Origin of the sequence: Lentisphaera profundi, from assembly GCF_028728065.1 — a bacterium.
Taxonomy (GTDB): domain Bacteria; phylum Verrucomicrobiota; class Lentisphaeria; order Lentisphaerales; family Lentisphaeraceae; genus Lentisphaera; species Lentisphaera profundi.
In genome coordinates this window covers 1,966,149-1,986,960 of record NZ_CP117812.1, presented here as the reverse complement: position 1 = coordinate 1,986,960, position 20,812 = coordinate 1,966,149, and the positions used below count along the sequence as shown (strand labels likewise).

Here is a 20,812-nt window from a genome sequence, read left to right as displayed (position 1 = left end):
GAGAAGCAAATGAAAACACTAGTGATATTAATTTTTAGTCTCTGCCTGAGTGCAGATGCCTTTTGGCCTTGGAGCCAAGATAATGAGAAGATAGCTAATAAACTAAGCATTAGCGAGCTCAAATTTAAAATTGCAGAACAGCAACTCTACACGGATGTTAAGTATTTGGTGAGTGGGATGAAGGGGCATGAATTTGAATTGGCGAGTGGTATGGAAGCGCAATCATTTTCTTATCATGAAGATCTAGAAATCACTAAAAAAAAGACGACTTATTGGCTTAAACTGAAGAAAAATGTGAAAGCACAAGCGTACTTCGTGAAGTACCAAAAGGCAGCCTTACTACGGGGCAAGGATTATCGAGTGGACTCAATGAGTTTGCCTGCGCAGGCCTTGCGTCCCTTTGAACTGCATTACCCGAAAGTTTTAGAGAAACTTCATTTTAATAATACTTTATTAGAAGCTGAGAGGCTTCGTGAGCATGAAAGTGAAAAGATTTATTCGGGTGCCTTGCCGCTACAAAAGTTTTTTTCCTTTGCTTGGGCAGAAAAAGCAGTTGCGGTGGTGGATTCCAAAGCCTTGGATGTGGTCAAAGTTAAAGCTCAAGTGACTTTAGTCTCAGGCGCCTTGCAATATGATCTCCAATATGATTGGTCAGTGATTAATGGCAAAAGAAAAATGATGCGTCTAGAATTGCCTGCGAATTTTGTACTCACAAATTTTGCGGCAGAAAATTTTGAAGCCAAAGAAGAAGAAATTGATGGGGCGCGTTATTTACTTATCTACGGTGATGAGGCTCAGAATGAGATCATCATAAAACTCAAAGGTGAACTTACCGTGGATCAAATTCCTGCGAATTATCAGATACTTTTGCCGCTTCCGCAAAAAGTACTTAAGAGCTCGGGATTCTTGCGGGTGAATACGTCAATTCCGGTGAAAATCATTCCAGAAAAAAGTGAAGGGCTGATTCGTGTTGAGCATAAGCAAAACAAAGGCACGTATCTTTATTCTTATCCATCTTTACCCGTAAAATTGGACCTGAAACTGAAAGAAATAAGCCCCATTGTCGATGTTAATACTTTCCATGATTTAGTGGTTAATGAAAATGAAGTACGCCATTTATCTAGTTTTAAGTTAGATATACGTGAGGCAGCCTTAAGTGAAATAAAATTTTTAATTAAGGGTGATTTTATTCCCGTTGTGGTGAAAGGAGTGACGTCCTACGAAATTGAAAATATGGGTACACATAAGGTGTTACATGCTCGCTTGGCAGAAGTGAAAGGAAGTCATAACATAAGTATCGAACAGGAGCGCGCGGTATCTTCGTGGGAAGAGAGCCTTGTTTATCCAAGTGTGACTTGTTTGAATGTTCGATCTGAGCGAGGAGTGATTAGTACCGCGGCGACAAAGGGTTTTTCTATAGATTTCATCGAAAGTAAAGGACTCTTGAGACTCCCGAAAGATGCTCTTGCACAAAGGCTTAAGGGGCAACTCTCGACATGGAGGTTTAGAAAAAGTGGCTGGGAGACGAAGTTTAAAGTAGAAAAACTCAAGCCAAGAATTAGCGCAGAGGCACTGCATATGTACTCCATAGGCGAAAATACCGTCTATGTCAGTGCCTTATTTACAATGAAGATTTCAGCGGCTCCAAGCAATAGTATTCGCTTATATATTCCTGCTACAATTAAAAATCCTGAAATTACCGGGGATCATCGCCCGCAATTAAAAAAGATTGCCGATGAGGAGTACGAAGTCAGCTTAAATAAAAGGATTATGGGGGATTATAACCTTCTGCTTAGTTATGATTTTCCGGCGACATTAAAAGGTCTAGATTTAGACTGCGGTGAAGTAAGTATACTCAATGCAGAGAGTGAGAACGGCTACATTACTTTAAGTGGTGCCAATACGATTCGTAGTGGTGCATTTGAATCCCTAGATTCTGTTTTTGAGATCGAAGAAAATCAACTTCCCGAGGCTTATAGGATTCTTCATTCAAACCCATTGATTCGCCTCTTTCGCTATACAGCGGCACCGCACCGTGTGAAAGTGAAGGTACAGACTTTGGAAGATTCCGAATTGATGGGCAATGTAGTATCTAGTAGTGCCATCAAAAGTGCGCTTACAGAAGATGGGTCGATTAGTCACAAAGCCATTTTTATGCTTCGCAATCGCAATAAGCAGTTTTTGTCGGTACGCTTGCCTAAGGAGAGTAACTTGGGTAGATGCAAAGTGGAAGGCGTGCAGGTGCGTCCCATTGCGGATGGTGAGTTCTTAATGATTCCTTTGAAGCGCAATACGGATCCGAATAAACCTTTGAAAGTTGAAATGAATTGGACTGAAAAGAAAAATCCTTTGACAAAAGATTTGGAGCTTTCACTACAGGGGCCGAGTTTGGATGCCGTAAGCTTGCATTCTGAGTGGGAGCTGAGTTTGCCCCAATCGTATTTGCTGAGTGATATCGATAGTAATATTCTACCTCAGGGACATTATGAGCGAGGTGGAGGCTTGGATTTTTTAGGCAAGTGTAAAATGGTTTTAAGCAGGATCAATTATTTAAGTTTATTAGTCGTCAGCTTGCTGTGTTTTGCGCTCAATGCATTGCCCGCTTTGAAAGGACGTTTATCATTCTTGCGCGTGGTATTAGTGCTGACAGTTTTTTTCATCTCCTTGGCGTATTTTTCATCAGTAAAAATAATGCCTCAGCGAGGCATGGCCATTGCTCAAGAAGTGTATACATTTAGAGGAACGTCGCTCAAAGAAATGGCGAGTCCTTATATCAAATCAAGTATTAGTAATGTTAATGATCAGCCTGTGGCCGGAAAAGCTACGTTGAAGAACTATATCTACCTATTACTTGCTTTGACAGCTTTGGTACTAGCCTTCATCAAGCGTTGGGGCATTTGCCTAGGATTTTCATTTGTTTGTTTTGGTTTGGGAGTTCAAAATTGGCAAGTAGGAGAATTTGTTTTTCTCATAAGTTTACCACTGATTTTATGTATGGGGGTGGCGATGTTTATGGGGCGTTGGGCTAAGTATTTCAGGCTGAGAAAAGTTGTTAATGCGCTGTTGCTATTATTATTTTGCTCTGTAGGTCAAGGCCTAGAAGCAAAAACTCATGTGAGTAAGGAACTCAGAAGCGAATGCCTTATCCCTATTGTCCAAAGTAAAATATTCTCCGATGTTGAGGTTGATGTCGAACTTAAAAATTTGGAAGCGGAGATGAAAGTGGATGTGAAAGCTCAACTTCGAGGACTTCAAGGGGATAGATTTGATTTGATCCCAGTATTCCCAAGTCATTTATCTATAGATCGTGCCGTGAGTTCACCAACGATTGAAGATTTGTCCTATGATAAAAGCTTAGCCGAGATCAAACTCAATGCTTCAGGAGCCATGGTATTACTACTTAAAAAGGACGTGAAAAAATTAGAATTTCGTTATTCCTACCGAATAAAAGCGGCGCATTATAGCAAGGAATCAAAGGCGCGTTTAAAGAATGAGAAAGCCTATTTCACAGAATTGATTAATTTTAATTGGGGATTTTTACCGCGAGCATCTGTTCGTCGAGTGACGCTTAGCTTAGCGGGGGCTGACTGGAGTGCGAAGAGTTCATACGCGATTCCATCGGAAAATAAAGAGGGGCTGAGTGTCTTTACTTTGCCAGGGATCTTTCCGACAACTTTTCAAAGAGAAAGGCTGGATAAGGAATTAACGAAACCAGATTTTTATGTGGAGCAAGAAGTTTTGCTCATGGCCGAGGAAGGCTTGCTGAGTGTTGAACAAGAGATAAGCCTGCGTTTAACAGCGGGTATTTTACCCTCGGTATTCTTGAGTATGCCCCAAGATTGGCATTTAGAATCAGTTGAAAGTTTGACGAGTAATAAAAAAATCACTTGGGATTACGATGCAAAGACAAGGAAGCTTAAAGTTATCTTTCTCAATAGCGAAAGTGATAAAAATCTAAAATTCAAAATCATTAGTCGACGAACGGATTTGCGACTTCCGCAAAAAGTGAAAGTTGAATTAGCACGACTTGAAGGGGCGCGCTCAGTTAGGGGGCGTATCTTAGTGGCTTCTCAGCCAGGAGTTGCGATGCGAGTTGCAGACTTCAGCAATTGTCGAAAATTAGCAGGTCGACCACTGATCGATATCCCCACTGAAAATGAGTCAGAGTTATCTGCATGGCAATTCAGTTCAAAAGGGCTCAGCATGAATTTACAATTAGCCAAAGTAGAAGCGGAGCTTGACCTTTATGGAGATCATCATTTTCATTTATCTTCTTCTCGCTTGAGTCTGAATTCGACCTTGCAGGTAAAAGTTAAGCGTCGAGGGGTGTTTCAATTAGATTTTAAGCTTCCAAAAGATTATGAAGTTGAGAACGTTCAATGCAAAAATTTATCTTATTGGGATGCGGAAAAAGGGGTTCAAGATCAGTTATTAAGTCTGTATTTTGATCAGAAGATTTTCGGACAAGTTCAAGTGCAATTACGCTTAGTGAAAATTGTTGCTGAAATACCTTCACTAGCAGAAGTGCCTCGCGTAGTACTATTAGACGAAAATCGTCATTCGGGGGTTTTGAGACTGTCTGCAGAGAAAGGATTTGGTCTTGATATTGTCAGTAGTGAGAGCACGTCGACCAGCTCTATGCAGGAAGATGGAAGTCAGTTGGTGCGTCTCTTAAAGTCAAATTGGGAACTCGGCCTTAAAACTCGAAAACTTAGTGCCAGTACAGAGCTCACTTTTATGCAAACTATGAGGCTGGAAGATGATTTGTTGAAAGGGATGATGGGGGTCGACTTGGTGGTGGAGCACGCACCGATTAAAGTACTTAAGTTCACGAGTGATCAAAATCTAGAGAATTTGAATATTCGCGGTAAAAATATTGCTCAGTTAAGAGAAATCGATAAAAAGCATTGGGAACTCGATTTGCTAAGTCCGCAAATAGGAAAACTGAGTTTTGAAATTACTTGGCAAGTTTCTGTTAAGGATAGCTCTTTAGAAATGTCATCAGTTTATCTCGACGGAGCCTCGCGTCAATCGGGCCATTTAGTTTTGTTTGCGCCCTCAAATGTGGCCTTGAAATATGAAGGCTTACAAGGCTTTAAACAGATTGATTTTCGGGAGTTTGATAGTGTGCGCTCACCAGCAGATTTAGCGAGCTCGAGAGCTTGTTTTAGAGTTTTTTCTCAGAAGAGACAGATGGCGATAGAGTTTGATGAGAAGTCCTTGGCGGATAGTTTGCCTGCGGAAGTCAAAAGTGTGAATTTAACGACACAGGTGGGCGTAGATGCTTCACAGGTTTCTCAGCTTATTATGAAAATGGATACGGGAACAAAGCCGTATTTAAAAATGGTCTTGCCGAAGAAGTCGCGTTTAATGAATGTGATTATTAATGGCGTCGCGGTAAGGCCTGTTTTGCGAGATCAGCAAATTTTAATTCCTCTCAAAGGACGACCAGACAGTTTGCTTCAAGCAGAGATCGAATTGAAGGTTTTGTACATTACTGAGCCCGAAGAAAAAATGAATTTTGAAGAGTTTAAGGGGCCAGCCTTTGACTTGCCATTAAATAATATTGCTTGGAATTTATATCTACCTGAGCACGGGGATTATACGGAATTCTCCGGAAACATGAAGTATTTGAGCTCTTACAAGTTAACAAACTTGGTAAGTGCGGCCGAGCTTGTGAAACAGAATAGTTTTCTAGGGAGATCACAGATTCAGGCGGGGAGTAGGATCAGAGAGGGATTAGTTTTGAGTAAAAAAGGACTCAATGTAGAGGCGCGAGCGCAACTTGAAAAAGCAGTAGAGGAAAGTTTAGGTGATAAGGGCAAGCAGGAAGATGCACGTATGCAGCTGAATAAATTATGGCGTAATCAAGCTCAAATGGCGATTGCTAACAGGAGGAGCAATTTGGTATTGACTGGTAAGGATCTGAAATTTAATAAAAATTATACGGCAGCGGATGTATCGAAAACAGTTCATGAGCTACAGGATAATGATTCTGCTGCCTTGGGAGTTATCGGAGAAAAAATATTTTCTAGGCAGAAAGCCGCGCGTAAGCGTGTACAGCCTTTAGAGCTAAGTTTACCGATGCATGGAAGTCAGTTAGAATTTAAGCGAGAAATGATGGTTGAAAAAAATAAACCTTTAATCATTAAACTCCATGCTCAGTTTGAAAGTAAAGAACTTGAGAAGCCTTATGGATTCTTAAAAATCATGGTCTTATTACTAGGCTTTATAGCAGGATTATTGATAATTTGTAAGCCTTCTCAAGGCCTCCTCAGACGTAATCTATAATTTACTTACGTAAATAAATAGAGTTTACATCTTTTTCACACAGAGCTAGTTGTCAGTTTTGATATGCTAAGTAATGTGGCTTTGATATTTCAAATTTAAGTGAGGAAAGAGATGAAATTTATTATTATGAGCCTAATGCTCTGTCTCATTAAAGTGATGGCGGCTGATGCGACTATTATGGTCAGTCTAGCAGATTTAAAGGCGAATCAAACTAAGTTCTCGGGTAAGCGAGTTATAACTCAAGGAAAACTATTTTTCACAGATAAGAAAGTGACGAGCCGTACTAAAGTGTATTTGAAAGATGGATCAAAATTTGGTAAAACATATTTACTGCAATTGAAACCCGAAGAATTAAAAAGTCCCGAGCTAGTGAATGGTAATAGTGTGACTGTTGAAGTCTCAGTCTACGGTAGTTCCTCTATGCTTAGGTCCTGTGTCTTTAAATCGTTAGATGACAAGACTCTCGCAGGAAAGGCTCTCAGTACACCCGAGATGTCATTTAAGGAGTTTGCCGGAGAGCTTGATAACCTGCATCAATGTAGAGAGAAATATAAAGGTAAAATATTGAACCTAACGGGTTATTATCCGCTCCAAAATAATTATTCGTATTACTCGAGTTTCAGTGGGACAAATTATACCTATTTTAGAGTTAAAGATTCTTCATTTTATATTTATTATGCAAAAGATACTTTAAAAGATTTTGAGGGCCTACGTCATGGAGATAAAATTAATATTAAAGCAAAATTATCAGATGATGAAAGACAATTAGATGTAGCTGAATTAAAGGTCTTAGAAAAATTTGCTGATCGAAAAGCTATGAAAGTGGATTTGGGTAGAGTTGTTGATGCTTATAAAAAAGATATGATTAAAGCTGATGATAAATATAAGCAACAGAAGCTGTCTTTTCGAGATGAGATTTATGATATGAGTATAGAGGCCAGTGGTGAAGCAAGTGTTACCATTAGAAGAAGTTACGAGTATATTTATTGTAAGTTTTCCAAAGAGCAGACGAGAAGATTAGCTCGCTATTCAAAAGGTGACAAAATTCGCCTCGAAGGTTTTCATCGTGGTGGAGATCTTAACTATCTTTATAATTGCCAAGTTAAGTAAAGGCCATTTAGATTTTATAGAATTGGGAATTAGCGAAACGTGGAAAGAGGCTGTGATCACCACTTTCTAAATTAATCATGGTCACAGTATCCGCGTTTGATTGTAGCTGTGCCACTTGATAGCTAATTCCAGTGTAGGCATGGTAATAAATTTCTCCAATTTTAGCGTCTTCTAAATCTACTGTCTCACTTGGCAAGAGTTCTGCTTCCTCTAATTTTAGAAAGTAACTTCCGCTCAATTCTACTTCTTCTCCGGTGACCAAGCTGCGGACTAAGTGCTTTTCGGGCTCAATAACTTCATAGAAAGATTCTTCGGGGAGGGTGAAGCCTAAGCGCTTCACTTCATCACCAACGTGAAAGTCTTTAAGTCCTTGGTGTGGCTTTGGGAAATTCATTTCTTTATCTCTTGGTTTAGTTTTATGAAGCTAGTTTTTGTACAGAGAAAAACAAGTATCTATCTGAACTTTGTCAGGTCGAGATGTTTTTCAAAATGATCTGCTAAGCGATCTATGGGATCAAGGCTCACAGGAGTGGTACGATACTCTGGCTTAATAGATCGGAAAAAAGCTTTGCGAAAATCGCTAGAGTCGAAAACCCCATGAAGATAAGTCCCAATGATATTTTCATGGATGATGCCATCTTTTATTTCTTCACAGAAATATGAGGATTCATTTGTAGTATGTTGACTATGGCCATGATGGATTTCGTAGCCTGAAACTTTTGAATTAAAAATATTTTCGTTAAATGAAGTCTGCTGAGTTATTTTTGTGCTGTGTAATTCAGTTTTTAGTGGGATGAGTCCTAAGCCTTTATGAGTGCTAGGCTTATCTTCAATTCCATGGGGATCAGCGATGCTTTCACCCAATATTTGCATGCCACCGCAAATGGAAAATATTTTACCCTGATAGGATTTTAGCTCCGCGCTCCATTCGTGAGCATACACAAGATCGCGAGGGACATTTTTGGATCCGGGGAGGATGATTAAATCATAGTCCTTTAAAGAGCAAACTTTACTGAGGTAGTGGACTTGAACTTGAGGATCATTATCGAGGACTCGAAAGTCGCTAAAGTTAGATAAATGCGGAAAAAGAAGAATCGCAATCGTGACTTTATCAGGGCTTAAATCTTCTGAAGGCTCGATCTTAATTTCGGGGCTCAGGCCATCTTCGCAATCAAGTTCGAGTTTATTTAAGTAGGGGATAACACCTAATACGGGGAGTTTTGTTTGTTGCTCGATATATTTCACGCCATCAGTGAAAAGATTTATATCGCCACGGAATTGATTAATGATAAAGCCTTTTACTCGTGCGCGGTCTTTTTTGTTGAGGATGGCCATGGTGCCAATGATCTGAGCAAAAACACCACCTCGATTAATATCGGCAACAATATAAACATCAGCATCAGCTTCATGAGCGGTATCAAAATTGACAAAGTCACGATCCCGAAGGTTCACTTCGGCACATGAGCCTGCGCCTTCAATAATGATGACTTCATGTTTTTGTTGTATAAGAGCTAAACTTTGATAAGCTTTAGCGCGTATAGCGGAAGTATCGTTAAAATACTCACTCGCATTTTGATTGGATAAGACTTTACCTTGTAAAATGACCTGTGCAGCGATTTCTGATGAAGGTTTTAGGAGTACGGGATTCATGTGCACAGAAGGTATTTGACCCGCAGCTTCTGCTTGTAGAACTTGGGCGCGACCCATTTCACCACCAGTAATAGTCACATAGCTATTATTGGACATATTCTGGGCTTTGTAGGGGGAAACGTTTAAGCCTTTTCTTTTGAAAATTCGACACAAGGCAACTGTGCATAAACTTTTACCGACATCAGATGCGGTTCCAAGGATTGCGATATTTCTCAATGAATGACTAGTGTACGTGAGAGTAAGCGAGTGCCATTTCAGCTACCTGAAGAATGGACTGTCGAGATTTTGCAGCGCAGACAAAGGCAGCATGATGGCAGAATACGCCATCTTTGATTCCTAAAACACGGGAGAATTCATCATCTCTTAGACCTGCCCATTCAGAGGGGAGTCGTTTGCGTGGGGTGTAGCTGTGAGGAGTGCGACTTACGCAACGTAAGTACCATTGATTGTTGTGTGGGAAAACAACGAAAAATATTTTATGAGAGCGGTCTAGTGAGTAAAGGGCTTCTTCCCATTTCATTGACCCTGGCAACTCCATGAAGTTGGTATTTTTCTTTTCTGCATAAGCAAAAGCATGGCGAACCATTTCTCTCGATTCAATTCTTTGTCTTGAGTTGTCAATGAATCGACCAATTAAGCGTCGACACCAAATGACTTGTTCTAAAAAGACATCATCGGCTTGATCAATAGAAGAAGGGTTCATTACGGCAAGAACTGCCGAGAGAGAGAGCATGTTAACTTCGGGGGCGCCTCTTTGGCGACAATGAATCGCCACACCATTATCAGCGGCGTCGACTGGGCGTACGAGTGAATTTTTGATGTTTACCACGATTTCGGGATGGCCCGCGATTTGAAGACCAAATTTTTGCCAAACTAAACCAAAAGATGACATGAGAAGACCATCGTCATAAGCAGGTCCATTAGAGAAGTGATGATCAAAACGATTGCAGTCCTCGTCGTAGATGCCTCCGACATCAACTAAAAAGTCACATTCTGCTAAGATTTGTTTGTCGCGTGAGCGGATGATTTTGTGTTTCGTGTAAATCATTGTCAATGCGGCCACAGCAAGACAGTCGTCGGCATGAAAAAAGCCATTGTGTGTACCAATGGTGACTTCCTGATCGGGGCTGGGGTGTGAAGACATTTTAAATGATCCTAATACAAAATATACGAGTTACACTATAACAATATGCAAGGAGAGTACCAGTGCATAAGCAAAGCTAGGGAGGATTAAGGAGAGAAAGAGATTAAGTTCAAATTCTCATGGGTCGTAAGCTTCTTTTACTGTACTTTTATATCTTGTTTAGAGGGAGTCTGTTCTGTCTTAGGAAGAGGGGTCTGTGGTAGTTTAGCACTTGTAGATCCCTCGGCTTTAGCAAGAGCATCCGAGGCGCGCTTAGTGCTTTGGAGCAGCATGTAGAGTTGGTTGAGACCTCGATTCATTGTCTGTAGATTGGCACTTAATTTATTATTCTGTGTTCGAACAAGATCATTAATTGTACGAGCTTTATCCCGGCTTACTTTTTGACCATCTTTTCCGCCGTACATGATTTCTGCAATACTATTTTGTAAAACTTTGATTTTCATATCGATGGCGCTGATTTCGTGGGATATTTGACTGAGTTCTTTTGTGGGGTTTGGATTATCAAAATATTTATCGAGTTTAGTTCGCTCAGTTTCTAGATTAGTGATGCCTGTATTGATGTCTTTAATGAGCTTATTGCGAGTTTTATCAGCATCTCTAGTGTTGTTTCGGTCTCTGCGGAAACGATCTGAGATGTCGTATATCTCTTTATATTCGCCTAGGTGTTTTGTGATGGCAACGATTTGATCGAGGCGAGTCAGCATTTTTTTGTCTAAAAAAGCGAGGAGTTTCTGCATGTCTTCAGCGCGAAATCGTTTCGTGGTGAGCTTTAAATCATTGGCAATTTTTTTGCGTTGATCAGAGTAGAATTTGATGGATGCACGTAGGTCTTTGATGAGTTTTTCTTTATTGCCAAGGACGCGTGATTTGGAGTCATGTGAATCTTTGAATTTATTGAGCATGGTCACCATCGAAGTGATTTCTTGTTCAATTTTTCCGTCGACAATTTTCAAATGAGATACGAGTCGTTGAACTTTGGCCTGGCTAGCGGTGAATTGTTGTTCAAGTTGAGTGATTCTTGCTGTACTGGCGGTCTGCTGTGAGAATGCAGTTGTGCCTAAAAGTAGAGTTAATGCGATGGTTAGTTGCTTTTTCATTATTGACCTCGTTTATAATTCCGATCAATATAGTGAAAGAAAATTATATAACAATGAAGGCTTTTTTAAAAAACGGTGAGCATAGCCATACTTTAGTATGATTATATCTCTATAAAAGTTATGCCGAATGAATGGCGACAATCGAGGGGCGTTTTAATTGGCTTTGAGCGCTAAGTAATTTTTGTTCATTTTCAAAAAGAGCAAAACAAGTGGGCCCGCTTCCAGAGATGTTACTGGTGTAGGCGCCTAAATTGATAAGCGTCTCACAGCATTGTTTGAGCAGAGGGAACTTTCGCGTGAGTGGAGTAGCGAGGTCGTTATAGCTAAGGGGGTGTTGATGATTGTTGAGCTGTGCAAGGTAATCTGAACAGGTTTGTGGGCTAAGAGAAAAGCCTGCTTGTCGGTGTTTATATGCCCAGGATGCAGCAACAGGGAATTCAAAAGGGACAAAAAGCATGTATAATTTTTGCTGGATATGGAGAGCTTCAATTTCTTCTCCGATGCCTTGGACTCGTGCAGGGGACTTTTCAAAAAAAAAGGGGATATCCGCGCCGATTTGGATGGCGAGCTGCTTCATGGTCGTGGTACTCAGAGGGTGATCATAAAGTTCATTAAGGGCCATGAAAGTTGAGGCTGCATTTGAGCTACCGCCTCCCATGCCACCGGCAACAGGAATGTTTTTCTCTAAATCAAAATGCCATTGAGCTTCGATATTTGCGGATTTCGCAAAAGCGCAGGCGGCTTTGTGTATGAGGTTTTTGGAATCAAGAGGGACTCCAGGGTGTGAGCAAGAGATACTTATGCTAGCTTTATCTGTCTTGCTGACCGTTAGGGTGTCGGCAATGTCCTGGATGGGAAGGAAGATAGATTCGATTAAATGGTAACCGTCATTTCTTTTTCCGACAACGTCGAGGAAGAGGTTGACCTTACCGGGGCATGATACTGTAATGCTTGACATGGCTAACCCATATATTTAAAAAGTGCCTAATTTCGTAAAAAATTAGGCACTTAAATTTTTAAGCTAAATGAAGTTTAACCGAGTAGGTTTTTGATAACTTCGCGTTCGCTTTCTAATTCTGCAACAGTTTTCGCTACGCCATCAGTAAGGTGTTGGTCGAGTTCGAAACCAGGAACGATTTCGTAAGTGCCATCACCATTTGAGCGACATGGGAATGAGAAGATTAAACCTTCTGGGATTCCATAAGGGTTGCCGTCAGAACAAACACAGCTAGAGAATACTTCGCCCTGAGGAGTAGGAGTCAATAGGCTTTTCACGTGATCGATAAGGCCGTTAGCAGCAGAAGCCGCTGAAGATTTTCCACGTGCAGCAATAATGGCAGCACCACGCTTCGCTACGGTAGAAATGAATTCGCTTTGAAGGTAAGCAAGATCGCCAATGACGTCAGTCGCAGGCTTGCCAGCGATAGTCGCATTTTTGTAGTCAGGAACTTGAGTCGCAGAGTGATTACCCCAGATGACCATGTTCTTAACTTCAGTTACAGCAACACCAGCTTTTTCAGCTAATTGAGATTTCGCACGATTTTCGTCTAGACGAGTCATAGCGTGGAAGCGATCACGAGGAATATCAGGAGCATTGTGCATCGCGATGAGGCAGTTTGTATTGCAAGGGTTGCCAACAACAACAACACGTACATCGTCAGCAGCATGATCGTTGATTGCTTTACCAGTGCTAGTGAAGATTGGGCCATTCTCTTTGATGAGATCGCCACGTTCCATACCTGGGCCACGTGGCTTAGAGCCAACAAGTAGTGCCCAGTTCACGTCTTTCATGGCGACATTAACGTCGTCAGTCATAACGATTTCTTCGAGGAGTGGGAATGCGCAATCATCTAATTCCATTGCGACACCTTTAAGAGCGTCGAGAGCTGGAGTGATTTCTAGGAGGTTGAGAGCTACTTTTTGTTCAGTGCCGAACATCTCGCCGCTAGCGATGCGGAAGAGAAGGCTATAGTCGATTTGGCCGGCAGCGCCGGTTACACAGACGCGGATTGTTTTTGACATGATCCGTGATCCTTATTTAGGGTTAAGTGATATGTTTGTAAAGTCGCGTCAAAAGCTAAACCATAGTGCTGAAACTTCAAACAGGATGGCTGTTGAATTTTATCTCTTTTCAGTTATCTTTGCTTCAAAAATTAAGGAAAATTTATGAAACTAATCATGGCAGCTCCTCGAGGCTTTTGTGCTGGAGTAGAAAGAGCGCTAAAAATTGTTGACGAAGCACTAGAATTAATGCCTCATCCTATCTATGTAAATCATGAAATTGTTCATAATTCGCACGTTGTGGATTATTACAAAAAGAAAGGAGTCGTTTTTGTAGAGGATATTAAATCTGTTCCAGATGGAGCCAGTTTTATTTTCAATGCTCATGGTGTGCCTCCAAGCTTAGTGAAAGCCTCAAAAGATCGTGGCATGAAAGTTGTGGATGCGACCTGTCCACTGGTTAGCAAAGTTCACTTCGAAGCCATTCGTTATGCTAAGCAGGGTTATAAAATCATTCTTATTGGTCACGAAGGTCACTCAGAGGTTATTGGTGTTATGGGAGAGGCGCCGGATTCGATTTTCTTAGTTGAGACGCCCGAAGATGTAGATAAATTGACTTTTTCCGATGAAGATAAAATTGCTTACATCACTCAAACTACCTTGTCGGTAGATGATTGTGCGGCAATTATAGCAGCCTTGAAAAAGCGTTATCCGAACGTTTCAGAGCCCAAGAAAGCCGATATTTGCTATGCTACGACGAATCGACAAGAGGCCGTGAAAAAAATCGCTGAGCAGTGTGATGTTTTTATTATTGTGGGTAGTACGAACTCATCTAACTCAAATCGTTTACGTGAAGTGGCGCAGGCGGGGAATGATATGGATGCTTATTTAGTGAATTGTGCAGAGAGCATAGATCCTAGATGGTTCGACGGGAAACAAGTGCTAGGTTTAAGTGCGGGTGCATCAACGCCAGAAAAAGTTGTCAGCGCGGTCGTGGATCGTTTGAAAAGTGAATGTGGCGTCAATGAAGTTTCAGAATTTATTGCTCGCGAAGAGAGCGAGCATTTTGCCTTGCCCAAGATTCGAGCATGATAGACTTTTTTAGGAAAGTGGCTTTTTGGGAAGGAATATCTTATCTCATACTGCTTTTTGTGGCGATGCCTTTGAAGTATGTTGCGGGTCACGCAGAAGCCGTGCGCATTGTAGGCATGGCTCATGGAGTATTATTTGTACTATTTTGTGTACTCTTAGCAGAGCTTTTAAGAAGAAAGGAACTTGCGTTTGGTTTTGGTGTATTTGCCTTTGTGATGTCGCTTTTACCCTTTGGGACTTTTGTTTTAGAAGTGAAGATGAAGAAGTTAAAAGCTTGAGTTCTTTAAGATTTCTCATATAATTCATGGCAACTATCTTTAAAATTAATATGAATCCTCTATATTCACCGCCATTTCACATAATTTACAATTCATAATTTGGAGTCAGACTAGTGCGTGACCACATAAAAATTCCCGAAGTATTGGCTATTGCTGGCTTAGGTCAGATGGGAGCTTCTTTTGCTATGGCCGTACGGAAGTATATCCCGGGCGTGAAGTTGACGGGTTGGGCGCCGCAACAGTCAGAAGTGGATCAAGCCTTGGCGCTAGGTATTGTAGATGAAGCGAGTGTTAATAGTGAAGAGATCCTCAGCCAAGCTGATCTGGTGATGTTGGCGATGCCTATTACACCATTAATTGAATTTGTGTTAGAGAAAGTAAATGAATTTAAAGAAGGCTCAATTGTTACTGACTTAAGTTCAGTTAAGTCCGATATTGTCGATGGTATTCGCCCTGCATTATGTGAGAACGGGGTTCACTTTATTGGTGGGCACCCGATGGCGGGAACAGAAAAAACGGGTATGGAAAATGGCGAAGCAGACATGTATAGAGATAAAGTCATCTTTTTAACTCCATTCTGTACCGATGACCCCGCGGCCTTGACGATTGTGAGAGAGCTTTGGCGCGAAATAGGTGGCAATACTTTTGAGGTTGACGCGGTTGACCACGATGAGACTTTGGCGAGATCTAGTCATGTTTTACATATAAACTCAAATATAACGACACATGTATGTTTACAGGCACCTAATAAAGACTTAGCGATGCTGGCCTGTGGAGGGGCTTTCAGAGATACGTCAAGGATATCTTCTTCAAACCCAGATTTATGGGTTAACGTAACAAAGCATAATAAACAGGCTATACTTAAAGCAATGGATGAAACTTTGGATCAAGTGAGTCATGTACGTGGCTGGATTGAAGGTGAAGATTGGGATAGTCTTTATAAGTTTTTAGAAGAAGGTAAAGATTTGCGAGATAACTGGTGGGACTCGTTTAACAAGTTGGATAAAAATTAATGATAACGCGCATTTTAGATAAGATTAAGCAACCAGAAGATCTCAAAGAATATAATATAGACGAGTTAAAAGGTCTGTGTGAAGAAATTCGAACATACTTGGTTGATGTATGCTCAGCTCACGGGGGACACTTAGGTTCCAATTTAGGCGTGGTTGAATTGACTGTGGCCTTGCATAAGGTTTTTAATTCACCAACAGATAAGATTTTGTACGATATAAGCCACCAAGGTTATGTGCATAAAATTTTGACAGGGCGTAAAGATTATCTCAATACCCTAAGATCGTACCAAGGATGTAGTGGTTTTTTACAAAGGGAAGAAAGTCCCCATGATCACTTCGGAGCAGGCCATGCAGGGACGGCGCTTTCAGCTGGACTGGGCTTTGCGGCCGCAAGAGATCAGAGAAACGGTAGTGAAAAAGTTATTTCCATTGTCGGTGATGCTGGCTTAGGCTGTGGTGTGTCTTTGGAGGCACTCAATAATATTGCCGAAACGACTAAAGATATGATTGTAATTCTCAATGATAATAAGATGTCGATTTCTCCAAATGTCGGAGCTTTATCCAAATATCTTAATCGAATTATTACCGATAAAAATTACCGTCATGTTCGCGAAAATGTTAAACAATTTCTAACGAAAATTCCTCGTTTTGGTGATGCAATTCGTTCTGGCGTGGCGAGAGTCGAAGATGCGGCCAAAAGTATATTAGTTCCCGGGGCTATCTTCGAAGAATTAGGTTTTCATTACATAGGGCCAGTTGATGGCCATAATCTTGATTCTTTAATTCCAATTCTCGAAGCCGTTGCAGCGGATAAAAAGCCGGTGTTACTACACGTAATGACTGAAAAAGGGCATGGTTTTCATGAAGCTGAATCTTGTCCTGAACGCTTGCATGGATTTAAGAAAAAAGTTCCTGCTGAGCCTGATGCAGTACCAAAACCAGCAGACAAGTCATTTTCCCAATCCTTTGGTGAAGCTGCTTGCCAACTAGCGGTAAAGGATTCAAGAGTTGTTTCTATTACGGCAGGAATGTTGTCTGGTACAGGGATGACTACCTTTCAAGAGAAATTCCCAGATAAAACTTATGATGTGGGCATTGCCGAAGAGCATGCGGTTGTCTTTGCTGCAGGAATGGCGGCGAATGGTCTTAGGCCAATTGTTGCGATCTACGCAACCTTTATGCAAAGGGCAATGGACTGTGTTTATCATGATGTGTGCCTACAAGAGTTACCCGTTATTTTTTGCTTGGATCGAGCAGGTTTAGTTGAAGATGGCCCGACGCATCATGGGATTTATGATCTCGGTTTTTGGAGAACGTTGCCTCATATTCATATTATGCAGCCGCGTGATGATGCCGAAATGAAAGCCATGATGGATTTAGCGCTTATACTTGACCATGCCACTGTGATTCGTTATCCTAAGTCATCAGCAGCTGATTTACTTTGTCCAAGAGCAGATATGGCCTTAGGTAAATCGGAAGTTATTCGCGATGGTAGTGATGCAGTTATTTGGGCAGTTGGCCGTGAATGTGAGCTTGCGCTACGATTAGCAGAAGAGCTACAGAAAAAAGATTTCTCTCTTAAGGTCGTTAATGCTCGTTTCTTGAAACCTTTTGATGAAGAAGCTTTTTTAGAAGATGCTAAAAAAATGCCCGTCATTACATTGGAAGATCATGTAAAATCAGGAGGCTTGGCTTCAATTGCGAGTGAGCTTTTTATCGAAAATGGTATTAGGACTCCATATCTTGCAAAAGGGTACCCCAAAGCGGAAGTTATTACCTGGGGAAAAGTTGATACGCTTCGTGAGCTTTACGGGATGACTTATGGTCAACTACTAGAAGAAATTCCTCAGTTTTTAAATGCTTCAAAATGATCTATTAGAAAAGGCGAAAGCCGGTGATTTTGAAGCTGTTTTAGCTTTGGATAAGCTTGGTTTTTTTCCTTCGTCTACTGAGAGCCTGGAAGATTTTTCCCAGCGCTTGGAGCATCTGCGCAGCGCGTATGCTGATCTTCAGAATGACTTGGAAGTCCAGGGCTTTATTGAAATAGAAGGAATTAAATTTAAGAAAGAAGACCTTATTCCTAAAAAAATGTTTTGCGATGCTCGCAAAGGTAACCTCGAGCTTTATGGCTTTGATCTAGATTGGGTTCCGGGCTTTTTTTACTCTCCTGGGGCATTATTTGGTGGCTGTGCCTGGGGTATGCCTCCGCATTATCTAACTTTATTTATTTTACGTCCCAGTTTCCGGGAGCGCGATAAATGGTATATTTATGGAAGGCAAGAACTTATGGCGCATGAGATGTGTCATGCCGTACGTTTTCCATTAGAAGCTGATAAGTATGAAGAGATGTTTGCTTATCAAACGTCAACTTCAGCTTTTCGAAAATTATTTGGTCCCATGGTCCGAAGCCCGAAAGAGACTTATATCCTCATTGCTTTGATCTCCCTATTAATGGGCGTACAAGTATGGATTTATAATCAAGAATACGTAGAAAGAGCGTATTTCTTGCCCTTGCCAGTCTTTATTCTTATGAGTTTGATGGTCGGATATTTTGCCTTTTTGATGATGAGGCAGCATCTACAAAATAAAAGCTATGAGCGTTTGTTGCAGATGTTTAGTGAGATAACGGATGCACCGCGATCTTTGGCCTTTCGTTTAAATGACAAAGAAATTGATTGTTTACTACTGGAGAAAACTTTAACTAAAACTCTCTTTGTTGACCTTTTGGACCAAGCCGGCGCTGGGGATCTGAGGAAAAAGATTCTTTTCTCATACCTTCGTGACTGAGAAAGTCACGTAACTTCTTCAAGTTTACATCTATATAACGACGAGCCGTTAATTTGGGCGCACCATTAGTGATAACGAGACGATTGAGATTGAGCTCTCTAAAGGGTTCTTTACTAGATCCTGAATAGTGGAGTATTTTTAGTTCCTTTACAGAGCTACCAACAAGTGGGCTAATGTCGCTGATGATACCGAGTTCTAGGCGGTTTATATTGATATTTTTAAGCTGCTCAAGTTTAATATCGGTGTTGACGATTTTAAGAGACTTAATATTTTTCACGACATCAATATTTGTGACAGAAGTTCCACTTAGGTCGAGTTCATCGAAAGAGAAGGGGCTCAAAGGGCTAATATCTTTTAAATTGATTTGATCGGACAAATCCAGGTTGATGAGTCCATCTTTTATCTGGTAATTATTGGTGTTGATTTGAGTGATTTTATTTAATCTAGAGAGTTGTTCAAGTGCTTTGTTGAGCTTATTACTAAGCTGATCATTCGTGTGTGGAAGAATGTTGGATGATATTGGTGTTTTATCTACACTGGGGTGGATTGCAATAATGTCGCTATTTGACTTGTTTAATACGGGCTCATTTTTAGGATCATTAATCAACTTTTCAGGTTCTAAAGGAATGAGTGCTAAAGAAATTACACCAAGTAAAATAAGGGTGAGTATGCCGCCAATAAGAGTTTTTATAGGGAAGTTTTTTTGTGGATCTTGGTGGTCAGTAGAGGCTTTTTTCTTTTTTTGATTATTTTTACTAGTGACAGGGTGGTGATCGTAGATCTCTTTGAGGTAGCTTAGGCCTTTACCTGTCTTTAGGGTCTCGAGATCCTCGAGGAGTTCGTCGCAGTTTTGGTAGCGCATTTCAGGGCGCTTTTCCATCATTTTTGAAATGATGTTTGCGAAGTCTGGGGACATGGTGGGTTTTCTTATGATGGGGTGCTCTAGTGGTTCTTGAACGTGTTTCATCATTACTTCAAGAGGGCTTCTTCCTTCGTAGGGAGTGGAACCACATAGAAGGTGGAATAGGGTAGCCCCTAAAGTGTAGATATCAGATCGTTGGTCTGCAGTGGCGGCGTCTAAGGCTTGTTCAGGAGCAATATAATGTGGAGTTCCTAGGGCGATGCCAGTTGCGGTCACATTGAGTTCGGATTCTTGGTCTTTGGCAATGCCAAGATCGGCGAGCTTACTATGGCCTTTAGGTGTCATGAGAATATTTTCAGGCTTTATGTCACGGTGGATAATGCCTTTGCTATGGGCGAGTTTAAGTGCGTGGCTAATACCCACTGCGGTATCTCGTACAAAGCCTTCTTCTAATCCGTTTGGACTATTTTTTAAGAGCCCCCCGAGGTCGGGGCCATCAATAAATTCCATAGCGATATAATTGCGACTGCCATCCGCGCCGGCATCGTATATACGAACTAAGTTTGAATGTTCAATAGATGCGGCTAATAAGCCTTCGCGTACAAATCGTTGTTGGAATTCTTCCTGATCAATCGAGTTGTGAGGTTCAAATATTTTTATAGCTAAAGGGATATTGAGAAGAGGGTGGTGGCTGAGGTAGACTGCGCCCATGCCGCCACGGCCAAGTAATTTCTCTAGTTTGTAGTTCGCGATAGTATCGAGCATTTAGCTATCCATTTGTTTGAGAACAGGTTTAATCCTTTTGAGCATACGGTGCTTTGCTACGTAGACAGCGTCGACATTGATATCGAGTTCATCCGCAACTTGTTCGGGACTATAATACTGTTGGGAAAGTAGTCGGAAGATTGTTATAGTTTGTGCTTGGACTTCAGTGCTAATGTATTGAATAGCTTGTTCTAAGAGGTGTTTTTGCCATTCTTCGTCCCAGTGCTTTTCCGCATTGTCATAATCATCAGAACTGAGTACGATACCTTTGTCACTGAGATCATTTAAACTCTCTAGGGCATTTTTTCTTTTTCTGATTAGATCAAAGCTTCTACGATCAATGATTGTTTTTAAGTAATCTCTGAAGCGCCCTTTGGTGCCATCGTATTTGAATATGGAGTTTTGTTTGAAGATGTTGATTAAGACAGTCTGAATAAGATCGTCTAGTTCGTCTTCCCGTAATCCACGGTCGCGACCCCTTAGGAGTATGAGTTTCCTGTAGGTTTGATCAAAGTCAGCCCAGGCAACTTGACTGCCTGCGTTAAGCTTTTGGAGTAGAGTGCGACGAGTAGTGAACATCTTAGTGGTTTACTCGAAACTAAATACTTTATCCATGTCACTATTAAAGTTTTCTTGGCTTTTGTCACTGCAGGATGCGAGTGCAAAAACGGCGAAACTAGCGATGGAGATGTAAAGAATTTTTTTCATGGATTTTGTCCTAT

15 protein-coding genes are annotated in these 20,812 nt (G+C 41.1%); 7 read left to right on the top strand and 8 right to left on the bottom strand.

The window, feature by feature from the left end; genetic code table 11:
- Nucleotides 1–9 precede the first annotated feature (9 nt).
- Entirely contained in the window at nt 10–6,291 is a 6,282-nt protein-coding gene (locus PQO03_RS19185) for a hypothetical protein (RefSeq protein WP_274152656.1), read from the top strand.
- A gap of 111 nt (nt 6,292–6,402) precedes the next feature.
- The gene (locus PQO03_RS19180) at nt 6,403–7,401 is read left to right on the top strand and encodes a hypothetical protein (protein ID WP_274152654.1); all 999 of its coding nucleotides are present in this window, start codon (nt 6,403–6,405) and stop codon (nt 7,399–7,401) included.
- 7 nt (nt 7,402–7,408) lie between these two features.
- Here the strand turns inward: PQO03_RS19180 and PQO03_RS19175 are convergent, their stop codons facing one another.
- The 6 genes from PQO03_RS19175 to PQO03_RS19150 all read right to left on the bottom strand — a co-directional run bounded on the left by PQO03_RS19175 (nt 7,409) and on the right by PQO03_RS19150 (nt 13,314).
- On the bottom strand, nt 7,409–7,795 hold the full coding sequence (locus tag PQO03_RS19175) for a hypothetical protein (RefSeq protein WP_274152653.1): 387 nt from the start codon (nt 7,793–7,795) through the stop codon (nt 7,409–7,411).
- Nucleotides 7,796–7,854: 59 nt separating this feature from the next.
- Entirely contained in the window at nt 7,855–9,267 is a 1,413-nt protein-coding gene (locus PQO03_RS19170; protein WP_274152652.1) for a cobyric acid synthase, read from the bottom strand.
- 7 nt (nt 9,268–9,274) lie between these two features.
- Nucleotides 9,275–10,195 (bottom strand): MYG1 family protein, encoded by a 921-nt coding sequence (locus tag PQO03_RS19165; RefSeq protein WP_274152651.1) that lies wholly within the window; start codon nt 10,193–10,195, stop codon nt 9,275–9,277.
- Nucleotides 10,196–10,332: 137 nt separating this feature from the next.
- The gene (locus PQO03_RS19160; RefSeq protein ID WP_274152650.1) at nt 10,333–11,292 is read right to left on the bottom strand and encodes a hypothetical protein; all 960 of its coding nucleotides are present in this window, start codon (nt 11,290–11,292) and stop codon (nt 10,333–10,335) included.
- 118 nt (nt 11,293–11,410) lie between these two features.
- A complete protein-coding gene (gene ispE / locus PQO03_RS19155) occupies nt 11,411–12,250 on the bottom strand; it encodes a 4-(cytidine 5'-diphospho)-2-C-methyl-D-erythritol kinase (protein WP_274152648.1) in 840 nt (279 codons plus the stop codon).
- A 74-nt stretch (nt 12,251–12,324) separates the two neighbouring features.
- Entirely contained in the window at nt 12,325–13,314 is a 990-nt protein-coding gene (locus tag PQO03_RS19150) for a malate dehydrogenase (RefSeq protein WP_274152646.1), read from the bottom strand.
- 144 nt (nt 13,315–13,458) lie between these two features.
- On the opposite strand from PQO03_RS19150, the gene ispH reads away from it, so the two are divergent.
- The 5 genes from ispH (at nt 13,459) to PQO03_RS19125 (ending at nt 18,463) form a co-directional block, all read left to right on the top strand.
- The gene (gene ispH / locus PQO03_RS19145) at nt 13,459–14,385 is read left to right on the top strand and encodes a 4-hydroxy-3-methylbut-2-enyl diphosphate reductase (protein ID WP_274152644.1); all 927 of its coding nucleotides are present in this window, start codon (nt 13,459–13,461) and stop codon (nt 14,383–14,385) included.
- On the top strand, nt 14,382–14,663 hold the full coding sequence (locus PQO03_RS19140) for a DUF3817 domain-containing protein (protein ID WP_274152643.1): 282 nt from the start codon (nt 14,382–14,384) through the stop codon (nt 14,661–14,663). The genes ispH and PQO03_RS19140 overlap by 4 nt, the downstream gene beginning before the upstream one ends.
- Nucleotides 14,664–14,776: 113 nt before the next feature.
- Entirely contained in the window at nt 14,777–15,676 is a 900-nt protein-coding gene (locus tag PQO03_RS19135) for a prephenate dehydrogenase (protein WP_274152641.1), read from the top strand.
- Nucleotides 15,676–17,547 (top strand): 1-deoxy-D-xylulose-5-phosphate synthase, encoded by a 1,872-nt coding sequence (dxs, locus tag PQO03_RS19130; RefSeq protein ID WP_274152639.1) that lies wholly within the window; start codon nt 15,676–15,678, stop codon nt 17,545–17,547. Before PQO03_RS19135 ends, dxs begins: the two co-directional genes overlap by 1 nt.
- Nucleotides 17,534–18,463: a hypothetical protein gene (locus PQO03_RS19125; protein WP_274152637.1), complete on the top strand. Its 930-nt coding sequence runs from the start codon at nt 17,534–17,536 to the stop codon at nt 18,461–18,463. The genes dxs and PQO03_RS19125 overlap by 14 nt, the downstream gene beginning before the upstream one ends.
- On the opposite strand, the gene PQO03_RS19120 is transcribed toward PQO03_RS19125, so the two are convergent.
- Together PQO03_RS19120 and PQO03_RS19115 are read right to left on the bottom strand one after the other, a co-directional pair.
- The gene (locus PQO03_RS19120; protein ID WP_274152635.1) at nt 18,378–20,090 is read right to left on the bottom strand and encodes a serine/threonine protein kinase; all 1,713 of its coding nucleotides are present in this window, start codon (nt 20,088–20,090) and stop codon (nt 18,378–18,380) included. The two genes, PQO03_RS19125 and PQO03_RS19120, sit on opposite strands and share 86 nt — an antisense overlap.
- Nucleotides 20,091–20,669: an RNA polymerase sigma factor gene (locus PQO03_RS19115; protein WP_274152634.1), complete on the bottom strand. Its 579-nt coding sequence runs from the start codon at nt 20,667–20,669 to the stop codon at nt 20,091–20,093.
- Nucleotides 20,670–20,812 lie beyond the last annotated feature (143 nt).

What these genes read in the sequence shown, in the direction of transcription:
- PQO03_RS19150 (WP_274152646.1), bottom strand. Translation starts at nt 13,314, where the DNA reads ATGTCAAAAACAATCCGCGTCTGTGTAACCGGCGCTGCCGGCCAAATC.
- PQO03_RS19160 (WP_274152650.1), bottom strand. Translation starts at nt 11,292, where the DNA reads ATGAAAAAGCAACTAACCATCGCATTAACTCTACTTTTAGGCACAACT.
- PQO03_RS19140 (WP_274152643.1), top strand. Translation starts at nt 14,382, where the DNA reads ATGATAGACTTTTTTAGGAAAGTGGCTTTTTGGGAAGGAATATCTTAT.
- PQO03_RS19165 (WP_274152651.1), bottom strand. Translation starts at nt 10,195, where the DNA reads ATGTCTTCACACCCCAGCCCCGATCAGGAAGTCACCATTGGTACACAC.
- PQO03_RS19180 (WP_274152654.1), top strand. Translation starts at nt 6,403, where the DNA reads ATGAAATTTATTATTATGAGCCTAATGCTCTGTCTCATTAAAGTGATG.
- PQO03_RS19125 (WP_274152637.1), top strand. Translation starts at nt 17,534, where the DNA reads ATGCTTCAAAATGATCTATTAGAAAAGGCGAAAGCCGGTGATTTTGAA.
- ispE (WP_274152648.1), bottom strand. Translation starts at nt 12,250, where the DNA reads ATGTCAAGCATTACAGTATCATGCCCCGGTAAGGTCAACCTCTTCCTC.
- ispH (WP_274152644.1), top strand. Translation starts at nt 13,459, where the DNA reads ATGAAACTAATCATGGCAGCTCCTCGAGGCTTTTGTGCTGGAGTAGAA.
- PQO03_RS19175 (WP_274152653.1), bottom strand. Translation starts at nt 7,795, where the DNA reads ATGAATTTCCCAAAGCCACACCAAGGACTTAAAGACTTTCACGTTGGT.
- PQO03_RS19115 (WP_274152634.1), bottom strand. Translation starts at nt 20,669, where the DNA reads ATGTTCACTACTCGTCGCACTCTACTCCAAAAGCTTAACGCAGGCAGT.
- PQO03_RS19120 (WP_274152635.1), bottom strand. Translation starts at nt 20,090, where the DNA reads ATGCTCGATACTATCGCGAACTACAAACTAGAGAAATTACTTGGCCGT.
- PQO03_RS19185 (WP_274152656.1), top strand. Translation starts at nt 10, where the DNA reads ATGAAAACACTAGTGATATTAATTTTTAGTCTCTGCCTGAGTGCAGAT.
- dxs (WP_274152639.1), top strand. Translation starts at nt 15,676, where the DNA reads ATGATAACGCGCATTTTAGATAAGATTAAGCAACCAGAAGATCTCAAA.